This is a genomic window from Gemmatimonadaceae bacterium (assembly GCA_035606695.1).
In the GTDB taxonomy this organism is placed as follows: domain Bacteria; phylum Gemmatimonadota; class Gemmatimonadetes; order Gemmatimonadales; family Gemmatimonadaceae; genus JAQBQB01.
Window position 1 is genome coordinate 35607 of the sequence record DATNEW010000009.1, and the last position, 15047, is coordinate 50653.

The following is a 15047-nucleotide window of genomic DNA, read 5'->3' on the forward strand; positions in this document are numbered from 1 at the left end:
GCGCGCAGCGCGGGCCTCACCTTTATTTTCTCCCCATGGCTGAACTACGAGATATTACCATCATCGGCGCTGGCCCCACCGGCCTCTTCGCGCTGTTCTATTCCGGCATGCGCCGCGCAACCGCGCAGATCGTCGATGCGCTGCCGGAAGTCGGCGGCCAGCTCACCGCGCTGTATCCCGAGAAATACATCTTCGACGTCGCCGGATATACGAAGGTGCTCGCGAAGGATCTCGTGAAGTCGCTCGCCGAGCAGGCAAGGCAATTCGATCAGCCCATCCATCTCGGCCAGCGCGTGACGGGGCTCGAGGAAGAAGACGGACACTTCGTGCTGGTGACGGAGACCGACCGTTTTCCGACGCGCGCCATCGTCATCGCCGCGGGGATCGGCGCGTTTTCGCCGCGGCGGCTGCCGCAGCAGTGCGCCCAGCCGTGGTACGGCCGCGGCATTTTCGACGTCGTCTCGGATCCCGAAGTCTTCCGCGGCCAGCGCGTCGTGATCATCGGCGGCGGCGATTCCGCGTTCGATTGGGGCGTCCAGCTCCTCGAGCGCGCCGAGCGGGTGTCGATCGTTCACCGCAGCGACCGTTTCCGGGCGCACGCCGCCACGGTCGCGCAGTTTCAGGATGCGGTCGCCGGCGGACGCGCCGACGTATTCACATTTCATGAATTACACGATGTGAAATGCGCGACGAGCCCGGACAGGTTCTCGCACATCGAGCTGCGGGACGTCAAAGCGAAAACGACGCGCGAGATCGGCGCCGACGTCGTGCTGCCGATGCTCGGCTTCGTCAGCGACATCGGGCCATTGGGCGAGTGGGGATTGAAGCTCGAGAAGGACGAGATTCTGGTGAACAGCCAGATGGAAACGGGCCGCGCCGGCATCTACGCCGCGGGCGACGTGACCACGTTCCCGGGAAAGCTCAAGCTGATCGCGAGCGGGTTTGCCGAAGCGGCGACGGCCGTGAATCAGGCGGTGCATTGGATCTACCCCGAGAAGAAGGTGACGCCGGGGCACTCGTCGAACATGGACATCTTCGGTCAGACGGACGACTGACATGGACCTCGACGCCTATGTGATCTCGGCGCGACGCACGATCAATCCCGCGCTCGATGAACGCGACCGAACGCTGGACGCGGCGGCCGGGTTGGCGGAGGAAGCCGCGGAAGTGCTCGGGCTCGTCCGCAAGCGCGCGTTTCAGAATCGCGACGTGTCGCGCGAGCGGCTGGTCGAGGAGTTGGGCGACGTGCTGTGGTGTCTTGCGATCACCGCGGATTCACTCGGCGTGTCGCTCGACGAGGTGGCGAAGGCGAATGTCGAGAAGTTGCAGGCGCGGCATCCCGATGGCTTCGCCGCGCGCGGGCCCGAGGAGTGGAGTCGGAGCTTGAAAGAGTAGAGTGTTGTCCGTGGTCATCCTCGCGAGCCGAAGGTGAGACGAGGATCTGCTTTTGTGAACGCCGTTCCCAAGAGCAGATCCTCCGTTCGCTCGCTGCGCTCGCTCAGGAGGATGACACGCGCTACTCCAGCCCCCTTGCAGTTCCGCCCAGCGTCCGACGCCAAGCGCCATCGCTAGTCGTACGACACCCTCGGATCCGCCTTCGCGTATGCGAGATCTGTAATCAGGTTCACCAGCACGAACACCGTGCTGAGAAAGAGCACGGTCCCCTGAATCGCCGGCAGATCGCGGCGCGAGATCGCGTTCACGACGTAGCGGCCAATTCCCGGCCATGAGAAGATCGTCTCGGTGAGAATGCTGCCGGTGAGATACGCGCCGAAGTCGAGGCCGAGCACCGTGATCACCGGGATGAGCGCGTTGCGCAGCGCGTGCTTGAGCGTGACGACGCGCTCGCTCAACCCCTTCGCGCGCGCCGTACGCACGTAATCGGCGCTCAGCGACTCGAGCATCGCCGACCGCGTCATGCGCGCGAGAAACGCAATCGATCGCATGCCGAGCGTGAGCGCCGGCAACGTGAGAAAACGCAGACTTCCATACCCCGACGGCGGCAACCATCGGAATGTGACAGCGAACAATAGAATTAGTAGCAATCCGACCCAATATACCGGGAACGAGATGCCCAGGTACGCGACGCCGAGGGCAAAACGATCCGCGAACCCGCCCGGTTTGCGCGCGCTCAAGACGCCGAGCGTCAGGCCCAGAACCGTGGCGAGCAGCATCGCCGCGCCGGCCAGCTGCAGCGTTTTCGGAAACCGCTCGCGAATGTCCTGCGTGATCGGGCGGTTCGTGATGTACGACCGACCGAGATCGCCCGTGAGGACGCTGCCCACGTAATGGCCGAAGCGCACGGGAAGCGGATCGTCGAGCCGCAGCTGCGCGCGCAAGCGAGCGATCGTCGCGCTGTCGGCGCGCTCGCCGATCATCGATTCCACGGGGTCGCCGGGCGCGACATACAACAACAGGAACGCGACGACGAGCACGCCGAAGAGCGTGGGGATCGACAATAACAGGCGGCGCAGGATGAAGCGGCTCATTTCTTCGTTCCAGTTCCGTGATCGATCGTCACGTCGAGCCAGCGTTGTCCATTGAAGATGACCGGCGGCTGGAAGTGCTTGATCCACGGCTGCACGGCGTACAGCTCGTCGTAGAAATAGAGGAAGACCATCGGCGCCTCGGCGAACGCGATCGAGTCGGCCTGGGTGTACAACGCGTTGCGCTTGTTCTGGTCCAGCTCGCGGCGCGACGCGGTGACGACCGAATCGAAGCGGGCGTTCGCGAAGAACGACACGTTGCCGCCCGCGCCCCGGTTCGCACTGTGCAGCAGCGGATACAGAAAATCTTCGGCGTCCGGATAGTCGGCGTACCAATCCTTGAGGATCATGTCGGCGTCGCCTTTGCGTGCCGCAGCGCGCGCGGCCGCTGACTCACGCAGCACGATCTTGGTGCGAATGCCGACCGCGTTCAAATACGCCTGCACCGTTTCCGCGATGCGCTGATAGGTCGGCACCATGTTGGTCCAGAGCTCGACGTCGATGCCGTTCGGGTGGCCCGCCGCGGCGAGCAGTGCCTTGGCCTTCTGCGGATCGTACGGATAGGGTTTGCGCGACTTGTCGTATCCGCCGAGCGAGGGTGGAATCACACCGGCGGCGCGGGTGCCGCGTCCGCCGACGAGGCGTTCGATGATGCGATCGACGTCGATGGCGTAATTGATCGCCTGCCGCACACGAGGATCGGCGAGCGGGCCGCGCGTGGTGTTGATGCCGATGTACACGAGCTCGAGCGCGGCGATCGACATGAGCTGCGGCTTCTTGCTTTCGTCCTCGACCCAGTCGCCTGCTTCCGCCGCCGGAATCTCGAGGATGTCCACGTTGCCGCTCTCGTACTCGGCCACGGCGGTACTCGGTTCAGCGATGATGCGCGCGCGCAGCGTGTCGGTCTTCGGCGCGCCGCCGAAATAGTTCGGATTGCGCGCGAACAACAGATAGTCGTCGTGCTTCCACTCGACGAGCTTCCACGGCCCGGTCCCGATCGGATGTTGGCCGAAATCGGTTCCGGTCTTTTCAGGCACGACCGCGGCGACGGGCATCGCGAGCATGGTCGCGAAAATGGCGAGTGGCTCGGAGAGCGTGACGACGAGCGTCGAGTCGTCCCTCACCGCCAGGCCGGCGACGCTCTTCGCGGTGCCGCCGTTGTATTCCTTCGCGCCCTTGATGGGGAAGAGAAACGACGCGGCGCCGCTCTTGGTCTCGGGCGCCAGCGCGCGTTCCCAGCTCGCGGCAACGGTGTGCGCCGTGACCGGCGAGCCGTCGTGGAATGTGACGCCGCGGCGTAGATGGAAGGTGTACTGCAAGCCGTCGGGGCTCACGTCCCACCGTTCGGCGAGGGCGGGCTGCACCTTTCCGTCGGCGGTGAACTGTGTCAGACCGTCGAAGAGGTAGGCGACAGCGCGACCCGTCGGCACGTCGGTGGAGACCGCCGGGTCGAGGGATTTGGGATCGTAGTTGTCGCGGGAGTCGATCAGCTCGTGGCGCGAAGGTGCCCCGGACGAACCGCATCCCGCCGGCATCAACCACAACCCAGCAACCACCAAAGCGAGTAGCGGCCGTCTATCTTTCATTGACCCTGGAAATGGCGTCGGCGCGAGAACTTACCCGAGCCCGCCGATACGCGTCAAATCACAGCATGCCTGCAAAGACCGATCCGCGACAGACATCGGCGGCCCCGACCTATTTCTATCGTCGCGCACTCGACGCGCGCGATCTCTTGCCCGCGATCGGTGTCGGTGTGGCGATGGGCCTGGCCGCATTCTATTTGACGAAGCTGTATCTCGAGCGCGCGCCGCTCACGCCCGAAGGGTTGGAACCGCGGCGGCGCAGCAAGCGTGCAAAGCACGCGATGCACCTTCGCCGAGCGCGCGCGACGTGAGAGGCGCCGGGCACCGCGTCGGCCGTGGCGCCCTGAGCTCCGTTCGGATCGCGCTTGCCGTCGTCGCGCTGACCGCTGCCCGCGCATCGATCGCGCGCGCGCAGGACGTGCTCTGCGAATCGACGAACACCGAAGTGCACGCGCTGCGCTTCGAGGGCAATACCACGTTCAGCGATGCGCAGCTCTCGTCGTACGTCATCACGACGCCGTCGTCGCTCACGCGACGCACGCTGGCGAAGATCGGCATCTCGCACGGCGGCGCGCGGCGGTGCTATCCGGACGTCGGGCTCAAGCCGGACGTCGATAGTCTCACGCTGTTGTATCGGCTGAATGGCTTCTACGACACCCGCGTCGACACCGTCGTCACGCCCGCCGGCCGCAACGCGGTGGACATCACGTTTCGCATTCAGGAAGGACAGCCGCTCATTCTCGATACGTTGTCCATCACGGGGTTGGACAGCGTGGCAAACGCGGACGAGTTGTTGCGGAAGCTGCCGCTGCAAGTCGGGCGCCGCGTCGGACCGCAGCAGCTGTCCGAAGCATTCGAATTGCTCATCACGTCGTTGCGGAACATGGGCTATCCGCACGCGGACGCACTGCGACAATTCGACACGCACAAGGCCGAGCATCGCGCCGAGGTCGGATTGGCGGTGACGACGGGGCCGCTCTCGCACTTCGGCACGATCGCGGTGCACCGGCAGGGGCCGCCGGGTCACGAAAGCTCGCCGTCGATCGACAGCGCGGTGGTCCTCAAGCTGATCGGCTTCAAGTCCGGCGACGTCTACAGCGACACCGCGTTGGTCGGCGCCTCGCGCAATCTCTACAACCTCGGCACCTACCGGCATGTCGGCATTCTCGTGGACAGCACGTGGCCGGGGGGCCAGTCGGTCGCCGTGGTCTCGATGGATCTGCGCGAAGACCTGATGAATCAGATCGATCAGGACGAGGGATTCGGCACGCTCGACTGCTTCCGCACCAATACACAATACACATATAAAAACTTTAATGGCGACGCGGCGCAGGCCACACTCACCGCGCGCTTCTCGAAGCTCGGGTACGGTGATCCGCTGAGCACCGAGTTCCTGAAGAAGCATCTCTGCGGCTACCTGAACGCGGATTCGCTCGGCAGCTCGAAGGTGAACGACTACATCGGCGGCACGATTCAGTACCCGACGCTGCTCGGCACGAAGTGGCGGCCGGCGTTCTCCGCGTACACCGAACGTCGCGGCCAGTATCGATCCTACCTGCGCACGACCGACGTGGGCTTCAGTCCCTCGGCAACGCGGATGGTGCGACCGTTCATACCGCTCACGCTCGCCTACACGTTCGAACACGGAAAGGTGAACGCCGACAATGCCGTGCTGTGCGGCGTCTTCAATCGATGCACCCCCGAAGAACGCGAGGACGTGCAGAAGCGGCAGGCCTTCGGTGTCGCGAGCATATCGCTGCAATCCAACCGCACCGACAATCTTCTCTCGCCGACGACCGGATATGCCTGGGCGGGGGAATTCCGCACCTCCAGTCCGCTGACTGCGTCCGACCCTTCGCTCACGTTCAACAAGGTGACCGGCGACGTCTCGGCGTTTCATCCATTCAACTCGAGAACGGTCTTCGCGGCGCGATTGCGCGGCGGGTACATCGCGGGCGGAACGACGGCGAGCGGGACTACGCTGCCGCCACCGCAGGAGCGGCTCTACGGCGGCGGCTACAACTCCGTGCGCGGGTTCGGCCAGAATGAGCTTGGTCCGCAGGTGTATCTGCTCGACCCCGATGCATTCTCGGATGACACCATCGCGTTCAACCCTGATGGCAGCACGACCGAAAAGCTCGTGTCCAACGGCAAGCGGCCTCAGCGCGCGGTGCCGAGCGGAGGTAATGTGCTGCTCGTCGCGAATGCGGAGGTGCGTGTTCGCGGGGGCATTTTGCCGAGTGCCGTCGAGATCGCGCCATTCGTGGACGCGGGTCAGGTGTGGGTGACACAGACGGGAAAGCGCATCAACGTCGACCAGCTGCGGGTGACGCCGGGCATCAGCTTCCGCTACTTCCTGGCGTTTGCGCCCATCCAGGTGAACCTGGGGTACAACCCGTATCCGCCGGTCACAGGCATTGCGTACTTCGCGCAGCCGGTGAGCGGCAAGGCGAACCTGGCGCCGCTCATCTGTGTGACGTCGCCCGGCGATACCCCCGTCACTTTCATTCGTCAGCCGATCACGGGCGCGATCACACAGGAAGGTCTCGCATCGTGCCCCAGCAGCTACCAACCGCCTGCCGCGTCAAACTTCATCCAGCGACTCGGGCTCGGCCACTTTGGCCAGCACATCGTGTTCACGATCAATATCGGTAGTGAATTCTAGGGAATGACCCGCCGCCGCCTCGTGGCGCTCGTCAGCGCCGCCGTGCTGTTCGCGATCGGGCTCGTGGCGTTCGCCACGGGCCTTTTCGTGACGCGCACGCAAGTGGGCCGCGACCGGCTTCGCGAGTGGATCACGCCGCTCGTCACCAATGCCGTCAAGGGCGGTAAGGTCTACATCGGGCATTTGAGCGGCAGCCTGATCAACGGCGTCACGATCGACAGCATCGAGATTCGCGACAAGCGCGGCGAGATCTTCGTGGCCACTGGCCCGGTGACCGTCCAGTACAACTGGCGCGACATCGTGGACAACCGCGTTCTGCTCCACCGCGTGGACGTGGCGCATCCGTTCGTGCACATCATCCAGCACGCGAACGGCAGCTGGAACTTCAAGGAGATTTTCCCCTCGTCGAACGGGCCGAAAGTCCCAAAGCCGGCGAGCGAGCGAAATTGGGGCGACTATGTCGTGTTCGATTCGGTGACGCCCAGGAACGCGACCTTCCTGTTGTCGATGCCGTGGGAGCCGGATCCCGACCTCAAGGGCGCGGTACGCGACAGCGTGATTCGCTACCATCTCGCCACGCCCGACAAAGCCGTGTCGCGCGTCTTCGACGGATTCGCGCGCACGTACGCGTGGCACCAGGGCAACGGCATGTTGTCGCACATTCGACTGGCCGATCCGGACAGCGACAAGAAGTTCGGACAGGAGTTCAAGATCGCGTCGCTGTCGGTGGATGAATTCTCGCCGACATTCAAGTTTCGGAATTTGCGCGGCACGGCGCGCCACCTCGGCGATACGGTGTTCGTGGACGTGCCGCACTTCGACATGCCGAAATCGACTGGCCACGGCGCGGGCCGAGTGTGGTGGGGAAGCGACCTTCCGGTTCGCTACGACATGCTGATTCACGGCGACTCGGTATCGCTCGACGACGTGAACTGGGTGTATCCGGACCTGCCGCACAACGGCGGCGGCACGCTCGATCTCGCGATCAGGAACGAGTCGTATACCGATCGCGACAAGATGCGATTGGTCGATTTCCAGTTGAAGAAGATGGACGTGCGCAGCACGAAGTCGCATCTCATCGGCGACATGTGGTTCGGCACCGGTGCGCCGGTGCTGCTCGTGCGCAACGTCGACCTGCGCGCCGATCCGGTGGATTTCACGCTGCTGGATACGCTGGCGGGCAAGCCGTTTCCGGAGGATTGGCAGGGACTGCTCACCGGAACGGTGAAGGCACGCGGCGGTCCGCTGACGCATTTCTACGTCGATGACGCGCGCGTCACCTTCCAGGATGCCCACGTGCGCGGTGCAGTCACGCGCGCGACGGCGAAGGGCGAGCTCGACATTCTGCAGCCGGCATTCACCGTGTTTCACGGGTTCAATGTCGATGCATCGCAGCTCGATCTGCGGACGATCGAGTATCTCTTTCCCGCGTTCCCGAAGTTGGGCGGCGTCGTGTCCGGCACGGCGACGCTCGACTCGTCGTGGCTCGACGTGCGGTTTTCCAACGCGAACCTGTATCATCGCGACGGTCCCGGCGATCCGACGCACGCTACCGGCAGCGGCCGCGTGACGTACGGCACGAAGTACATGACGTACGACATGTCGCTCGACATGCAGCCGCTCAACCTGTCGATGGTCGGCAAGTCGTTGTTCCCGACGATGCCGGCGCTCGGTCTCGTCAGCGGTCCGCTGCGCGTGCAGGGACAATCACCCGATCTCGCGCTGGCATTCTCGTGGCAAGGATCGGCGGGTGCGTTGAGCTTCGACGGCCGCGTCGACATGGATTCGGTCGGCGGCTATGGCGCGCGTGGTCGCGGGCAATTCAGCGGTGTGAATTTCTCGCAGCTGCTCGCGTCGGCTGGTGCTTCGTTGCGGCGGGGCACATTGAGCGGCCACTACGACATCGACGTCGCCGGTGAATCCGCCGCCGCGCTCAACGGCATGGCCGACGTGTCCGTGGAGCGGACGACGTTCGAGGGTGTGCGCGTCTATCCCACGCGCGCGCAATTGCGGTTCGCCGACGGCCGGCTCCGGCTTGCCGATACACTGCGTCTGCGCACCGATGCGGCGACGCTGGTCGCGACCGGCGGCATTGGCCTTCCGCGCGGCCGCCCGGACACGGTGCGTTTCTCCGTCGACGTCGACTCGCTCGGCGGTCTTCGGCCGATTCTCTCTCCGCTCGATACCACGCTTCTTGGCGCCGCGGCTACAGTTCCGGATTCGATGTCGGGCGCCGGCACCGCGACCGGAACGCTGACAGGCACGCTCGATTCGCTCGATCTCAATGCGCGCGTTGTGGCGAGCGATCTGTATTGGAATCAGAATCGCGGGCAGCGACTGGCGGCGGACGTCATCGTGCATGACATCCTGCATCGGAGAATCGGATCAGGCAGCGCGCGCGTCGACAGCGTGACCTTGTTCGGTGTCGCGCTCGATACGATCGGCGGACGGCTGGTGCTCACCGATTCGATGCACGCTCGCTTCAGTCTTGGCGCCTTGAGTCGCACCGGACCGACCGCGGTCGCATCGGGCCTGTGGTCGCGCGGCGCGGGGGTGCAGACATTCCGCTTCGACACGGCGGCGCTCAACGTCGCGCCGAGCGTGTGGCGGCTCGCCGCGCCGGCAACCGTGTCACGGGATACGGCCGGCGGATGGCGCGTCGACTCATTGCTGCTGCGCAATCAGGACAGTGGCTTCGTCGCGCTCGCCGCGAACGTACCGGATTCCGGCGCCGCGATGGCTCGTCTCCGCGCGCAGGGCATTCCGCTGCGCGACGTTCGCACGCTCGCGCAAATCAAGGATTCGTTGTCCGGCGTGCTTGGTTTTTCGGTGGATGCCGCGGGCACGAAACTGCGGCCGCAAATCAACGCCGATGTACATCTGGCATCGGTTCGCTGGGCGGGCGTTGGATTGGACAGCGTCAACGCGCATGCCAATTACCAGAATGAACGTGCGTCGATGACGGCCTCGATCGTGCGCGACGGCAAGCCAACCGCGAGCGCGAGCGCGAACGTTCCGGCGGACATCACGCTGCTCGGATTCAAGCGCCGCAGTGACTCTCTTCAGGTGAGCGTTCAGGCCGAGCCGACCGACTTGTCGATTCTGCGTCCGCTCGTCGGCGACAAGCTGGTGTTGAGTGGGCAAGTCGCCGGCGGCGTGCAAGTCACGGGAACGACGCTCGCGCCGATTTATAACGGCAGCGTGAACTTCAAGAACGCGTCGGCCAAGATCCCGTCGCTCGGCATCACGCTGCGCGACATCAACGGCTCGCTGACCGGCGGCGTGAATGCGGCGAATCAGGACAGCGTGAACGTCCGCATGTGGGCGCGCACGGAGGGGCGGCAGGACAGCGTGAGTCTCACCGGTTGGGCCAGCGGGCTCGATCCGTCGAAGCATCGAACGGCGTTCCATCTCGCGCTGGTCGCCGACTCGCTGCACGCGTTCAACAAGCGCACCGTCGCCGACCTCACGATCTCGACGCGCGACGACCGCGGCCGGCTCGACTCGCTGGTGCTGAGCGGCTCGATCAACGCGTCGGTGTTGAGCGGTCCGCTGACGATCGATCGCGGCTCGTTCTTCCTCGTGGACAAGGATCTCGCGAACAAGCGCGGCGTATCCGGAGCGTTCGACTTCGTCACCGACACCGCCGCCACCGCGATCACCCTTGGCAGCTCGGCGTTCATCAATGAATTGATGAACAACCTTCAAATAGAAGGCGTGCCGATCAGCCTGGGCCGGGATGTGCGGCTGCGCTCGGCCGATGCAAACGTGCTGCTCGGCGGCGACCTCACGCTCGTGAAATCGAATTCGATCGGTGCGAAAGGCCTGCAGCTTCAGGGCACGCTCGCCACGATTGGCGGCACGTACAATCTGAATTACGAAGGGCTGGTGCAGCGCGAATTCCAGGTGTTGTCGGACGGCACCGTGACGTTCGAGGGCCCGCCAACGACGCCGCGTCTGAACGTGCGCGCGCAGTACAACGTGCCGCAGGCGCGCGACCGCGCACTCGGAGTCATCGTGACGTTGAGCGGGCTCATGCCGAACCCGACACTGTCGTTCTCGAGCACGGCCGATTATCCGATCTCTCAGAACGATCTGATCAGCTATCTCTTCACCGGGCGGCCCGGTTTCGACATCGGAAGCCAGCGGTCGGACCTGGCTGCGCTCATTTCACCGACCGTGAGCGCCGTCGCATCGGAGCAGCTTCGCCGCGCGTTCGGCTCGTTCTTCAGCACCTTCCAATTCCAGCTCGGCGGTGCCGGGAGTGACGTGAACGGCAACACCAATTTCTTTGCGCCGAACAATCTGGGGAATTACCTGAACTCGTCGACCGTCGAGTTGGGGCGGCAGTTGACGAACAACGTGTACGTGAGCGGCACGCTGAACTTCTGTCAATTCAGCGCCGGCAACAACTTCGGCGCGCGGCTGGAGTATCGCTTCGATCCCAAGTTGGCGCTGCAGCTGTCGTACGATCCACCGCCGGTGACGTCGACCTGCGGCAAGGTGCTGAGCATCATTCCGCAACCCAACCAGGCCGGCTTCTCGTTCCTGCACACGTGGCGCTTCTGATCAAACGCGCCGTCATCATCGCCAACCCGGCATCGCGCAAAGGGAAACGGCTCGCCGAGCGTGCACGACGATCGCTGGCGGGCCGTTCGGTCGAGTGCGATCTCGTGTTTACCGCGGCGCCGGGCCATGCGGCGGAGCTCGCCGCGCTGCACGCGCCGCATTATGACGCTGTCTTCGCGCTGGGCGGCGACGGGACGGTCATGGAGATCGCAAGCGCGCTTTCGGGGTCGCAAGCGCGCGTCGGAGTGCTCGCGGGTGGAACAGGGAACCTCCTGGCGAGAGCGCTGGGGATACCGCTCTCGGTACGCCGCGCCGTGGATGCCTTGCTCGACGGCGAGGAGCTGTTGATCGACCTGGGGCGCTTCGACAACGGCCGGCGGTTCGCCATCGCGGCCGGGGTTGGCATCGATGCCGCGATGGTGGCTGAAACGCCCGGCTGGCTCAAGCGTCGATTGGGTGTGCTCGCGTACACGATCATGGGCTCCCGGGCAGCAGTTCGGGCGGTCCTGCGTCGAGACTTCTTCCAGGCGCGAGTCACGATCGATGGCGTGGTGCACGAGCGGCGCGCGGCGGCGGTGATGATCGCCAACTTCGGCGCGGTGCTCGGCGACCGCATTACCCTTGGCCCCGAGATTCGGACGGATGACGGATTGCTCGACGGCTGCATCTTCGCGCCGAACACCCTGCGTGATGCCTTGCGCATCATGCGGCGGATGTTGCGGCGTGATTTCAGCTCCGATCCGTGCATGCTGTACGCGCGCGGCCGGACGATTCGCGTCGAGACCGATCCGCCACTCGCTTGGCAAGCGGACGGCGAGCTGATGGGAACCACGCCGTTCAATGTCGAGGTCGAACCGCTCGCGGTGCGCCTCCTGGTCCCGCGAAGGAGCTGACCCCGGTGACCGCGATTTCGACGCCGGAATCCTTGAGCGCGTTCTCCCTCGAGCGCCTGCTGCGCGAGCGAGACCAGCTGCTGCTCTTGCACGAGGCGTTGGCCGAGGTCGAGCGCGCACGTACGCTGCGAGAGCGCCTGGCCGTGCTGGCGCTGGCGATTCAGCGCATCGGCTTCGCGCGCGTCGAGACGATCGACGAATACGCGATGCCCGAGAGCGCCAACGTGCTGGCGCTCATTAGCAATTCAGCATATCTGGATTCTAATGAACTGATCGTGCCGCTCCGCGCCGTCGGCGGCGCGACGGTCGCGACGCTCGTGCTGGGCGAACCCACCGAGTCGGGCGTCCCGACGCTCGAGCTGGTGCGGACCGTGGAGCTGTTCGCGCAGCAGGTGGCGTCGATCATCGAGAACGCGCGGCTGTACGAGGAGAGCCAGCGAGAGCGCGGCCGCGGGGAGGCGCTGTCCGACATCGCGCGCGCGGTTGGCAGCTCGCTTCGCCTCACGGACGTGATGCAGTTGAGCCTCCGCCATGCCGTGGCGCTGCTGCGCACGCAGGGTGGAACGCTCGGCCTGTTGCGCGACGATCAGATCATGATCGTGGCCGGCATCGGCGTCGGCGACGTGGTCGTCGGTGCGCCGGTTCCGTTGAACGCGAGCATCAGCGGCCGCGCGATTCGCGAACGGCGGGCGATCATCTGCAATGATGCCAACGTGCCCGAGGCCTATGGGCCGACGCGCATCGCGGCAAACGTCGATCGCACCATCGCCGCGCCGCTCTACTCGAGCAGCGGCGCGATCGGCGTGCTGTCGGTGATCAACCGCGACACGGCGTTCACGGACGACGACGCGACCGTCCTGCAGCGACTGGCCGACCAGGTCGCGGTGGCTGTCGGGAACGCGCGTCTCTACGAAGAAGCAAAAGCCGCGGCAGATCGGTATCGCCAAGCGGTCGAGGACGAGCGGCGTGCGCGCGACGCGGTGGGGCAGTCCGAGGCGCGGTATCGCAATCTCTTCGAGACCGCGACCGACGCGATCTACACGCTCGACACGCACTCGGCCTTCACGTCCGTGAACGAAGCGACGTGCGAGATGTCCGGCCGCTCGCGCGACGAACTGTTGGGACGCAGCCCGCTGCCGTTCGTCTCGGCGAGCGAGCTCGCCATCGTGAAAGAGCACTTCAAGGCCGCGCTCGCCGGGACCGCGCGTCGATACGAATGCCACTTCGTGAGGCCGGACGGCACACGGCGTCTGGCTTCCGTGACCAACTCTCCGATTCGGCACGGCAACAAGGTGATCGGCATTCTGGGCGTCGCGCGCGACGTAACGGACGAGCGGGACCGGGCACTCGCGCTCGAGCGGTCGGAGCTCAGGTACACGCGGCTGGTCGAATCCGCGTCGGACGCGATCTTCACCGTCGAGCCGACGGGCACGATGACCGCGGTGAATCGCTCGCTCGAGCGGTCGAGCGGCAAGACGCGCGATGCGCTGATCGGCACGCCCTTCGCCGCGCTCATCGATTCGCGCGACCAACAGCTGCTCGCGAGCGCGTTTCGCGACACGTTCGGCGGCGCGCGACGTCGCGTCGAGCTGCGATACCCGGCGCCAGACGGCGCGGCGCGTCTCTGTTCGCTGACGCTCACGCCGCTCACCGAAGGCGACCAGGTCACCGGCGCGCTCGGCATCGTGCGCGACGTGACCGACGAAAAGCGGATGACCGAGCAGCTCATGCAGCAGGAGAAGCTCGCCGCGGTCGGACAACTCGTGAGCGGTGTGGCCCACGAGCTGAACAATCCGCTCGCGAGCGTGATGGCATTTGCCCAGCTGTTACTGGCCGCGCCGGCGAACGCGCCGCAGGATCGCCGCGCGATCGACGCGATCAATCAGGAAGCGAAGCGTGCCGCGAAGATCGTCTCGAATCTCCTGACGTTCGCGCGCCAGCATCAGCCCGAACGCACGGTGACCGACCTCAATCGCGTCGTCGACGATACGCTCGAGCTGCGTCGCTACGCGTTGCGCGTCGCGCAGGTGGAGATCGAGACGCGGCTCGATCCAATGCTGCCGATCACGTGGGCCGATTCGTTCCAGCTGCAGCAGGTCGTGCTCAATCTCGTGACGAACGCCGAGCAGGCGCTCGCATCGTGGCCCGAGGAGCGGCGGATCGTCGTGTCGACCAGCCGGTCGCGCGACGATCTGTTCCTCACCGTCACGGATACGGGGCCGGGGATCGCGCCGGAGAATTTGTCGCGCATCTTCAATCCATTCTTCACGACCAAGCCGGTCGGCGAAGGAACCGGTCTCGGGTTGTCGATCTCCGACGGCATCATTCGCGAGCACGGCGGACGCATTCGTGCCGAGTCGGCGCCGGGCAAGGGCGCGTCCTTCATCATCGAGTTGCCGTTCGTCGAGCCGCCGGGCCGCGACGTGCCGGCCGAGCCGGTGGTGCAGACGCCTGTGTGTGGGAGCAAGCGCCTGCTGGTGGTCGACGACGAGGCGACCATCCGCAGCGCGATCACGACCTTCTTCCGTTCGCTCGGCCACGATGTCGATGCAGTCGCAACGGGCCGCGAAGCCATCGCGCGTGCGAGGTCGCAGAGCTACGACGCACTCTTGCTGGACTTGCGTCTACCCGACGCGACCGGTGATGAGGTGCTGCGCGAGCTCGAGATGGCCGGCCGTGTTCCGGCGCGGGTCATTTTCGTCACGGGTGACACACAAAGCGAGTCGGCGCGGCGAACGCTCGGCGCCACGGGACGCACGGTGGTCAGCAAACCATTTTTGTTGGATGAATTAGCCGCTGTTGTTCTCGCGGAAGCGGAGACGTAGGGGCTATTTTGTGGGAGCTTGCTCGC

9 protein-coding genes are annotated in these 15047 nt (G+C 65.2%); 7 read left to right on the forward strand and 2 right to left on the reverse strand.

The genetic code is table 11. The features are described from left to right. Window positions 1-35 precede the first annotated feature (35 nt). A complete protein-coding gene (locus VN706_02555) occupies window positions 36-1055 on the forward strand; it encodes an NAD(P)/FAD-dependent oxidoreductase (GenBank protein ID HXT14483.1) in 1020 nt (339 codons plus the stop codon). A gap of 1 nt (window position 1056) precedes the next feature. Further along, a complete protein-coding gene (locus tag VN706_02560) occupies window positions 1057-1395 on the forward strand; it encodes a MazG nucleotide pyrophosphohydrolase domain-containing protein (GenBank protein HXT14484.1) in 339 nt (112 codons plus the stop codon). A 173-nt stretch (window positions 1396-1568) separates the two neighbouring features. Here VN706_02560 and VN706_02565 read toward each other — a convergent pair whose 3' ends face one another. Both VN706_02565 and VN706_02570 read right to left on the reverse strand, forming a co-directional pair. After that, complete coding sequence (locus VN706_02565; protein HXT14485.1) at window positions 1569-2489, reverse strand: ABC transporter permease; 921 nt, start codon at window positions 2487-2489, stop codon at window positions 1569-1571. Then, window positions 2486-4072: an ABC transporter substrate-binding protein gene (locus tag VN706_02570; protein HXT14486.1), complete on the reverse strand. Its 1587-nt coding sequence runs from the start codon at window positions 4070-4072 to the stop codon at window positions 2486-2488. Before VN706_02570 ends, VN706_02565 begins: the two co-directional genes overlap by 4 nt. A 65-nt stretch (window positions 4073-4137) precedes the next feature. On the opposite strand from VN706_02570, the gene VN706_02575 reads away from it, so the two are divergent. Genes VN706_02575 through VN706_02595 form a run of 5 tightly spaced genes read left to right on the forward strand, consistent with a single transcriptional unit; the run spans window position 4138 to window position 15021 of the window. Then, the gene (locus tag VN706_02575; GenBank protein ID HXT14487.1) at window positions 4138-4380 is read left to right on the forward strand and encodes a hypothetical protein; all 243 of its coding nucleotides are present in this window, start codon (window positions 4138-4140) and stop codon (window positions 4378-4380) included. Next, entirely contained in the window at window positions 4377-6734 is a 2358-nt protein-coding gene (locus VN706_02580) for a BamA/TamA family outer membrane protein (GenBank protein ID HXT14488.1), read from the forward strand. The genes VN706_02575 and VN706_02580 overlap by 4 nt, the downstream gene beginning before the upstream one ends. Before the next feature lie 3 nt (window positions 6735-6737). Then, window positions 6738-11303, forward strand: a complete 4566-nt coding sequence (locus tag VN706_02585) for a translocation/assembly module TamB domain-containing protein (GenBank protein HXT14489.1) — start codon at window positions 6738-6740, stop codon at window positions 11301-11303. After that, window positions 11291-12196 carry a diacylglycerol kinase family protein gene (locus VN706_02590; GenBank protein HXT14490.1) on the forward strand — a complete coding sequence of 302 codons (906 nt, stop codon included), beginning with the start codon at window positions 11291-11293 and terminating at the stop codon, window positions 12194-12196. The genes VN706_02585 and VN706_02590 overlap by 13 nt, the downstream gene beginning before the upstream one ends. 5 nt (window positions 12197-12201) lie before the next feature. Beyond that, complete coding sequence (locus tag VN706_02595; GenBank protein HXT14491.1) at window positions 12202-15021, forward strand: PAS domain S-box protein; 2820 nt, start codon at window positions 12202-12204, stop codon at window positions 15019-15021. The last annotated feature ends 26 nt before the right edge of the window (window positions 15022-15047 follow it).

What these genes read in the sequence shown, in the direction of transcription:
- VN706_02555 (HXT14483.1), top strand. Translation starts at nt 36, where the DNA reads ATGGCTGAACTACGAGATATTACCATCATCGGCGCTGGCCCCACCGGC.
- VN706_02560 (HXT14484.1), top strand. Translation starts at nt 1,057, where the DNA reads ATGGACCTCGACGCCTATGTGATCTCGGCGCGACGCACGATCAATCCC.
- VN706_02565 (HXT14485.1), bottom strand. Translation starts at nt 2,489, where the DNA reads ATGAGCCGCTTCATCCTGCGCCGCCTGTTATTGTCGATCCCCACGCTC.
- VN706_02570 (HXT14486.1), bottom strand. Translation starts at nt 4,072, where the DNA reads ATGAAAGATAGACGGCCGCTACTCGCTTTGGTGGTTGCTGGGTTGTGG.
- VN706_02575 (HXT14487.1), top strand. Translation starts at nt 4,138, where the DNA reads ATGCCTGCAAAGACCGATCCGCGACAGACATCGGCGGCCCCGACCTAT.
- VN706_02585 (HXT14489.1), top strand. Translation starts at nt 6,738, where the DNA reads ATGACCCGCCGCCGCCTCGTGGCGCTCGTCAGCGCCGCCGTGCTGTTC.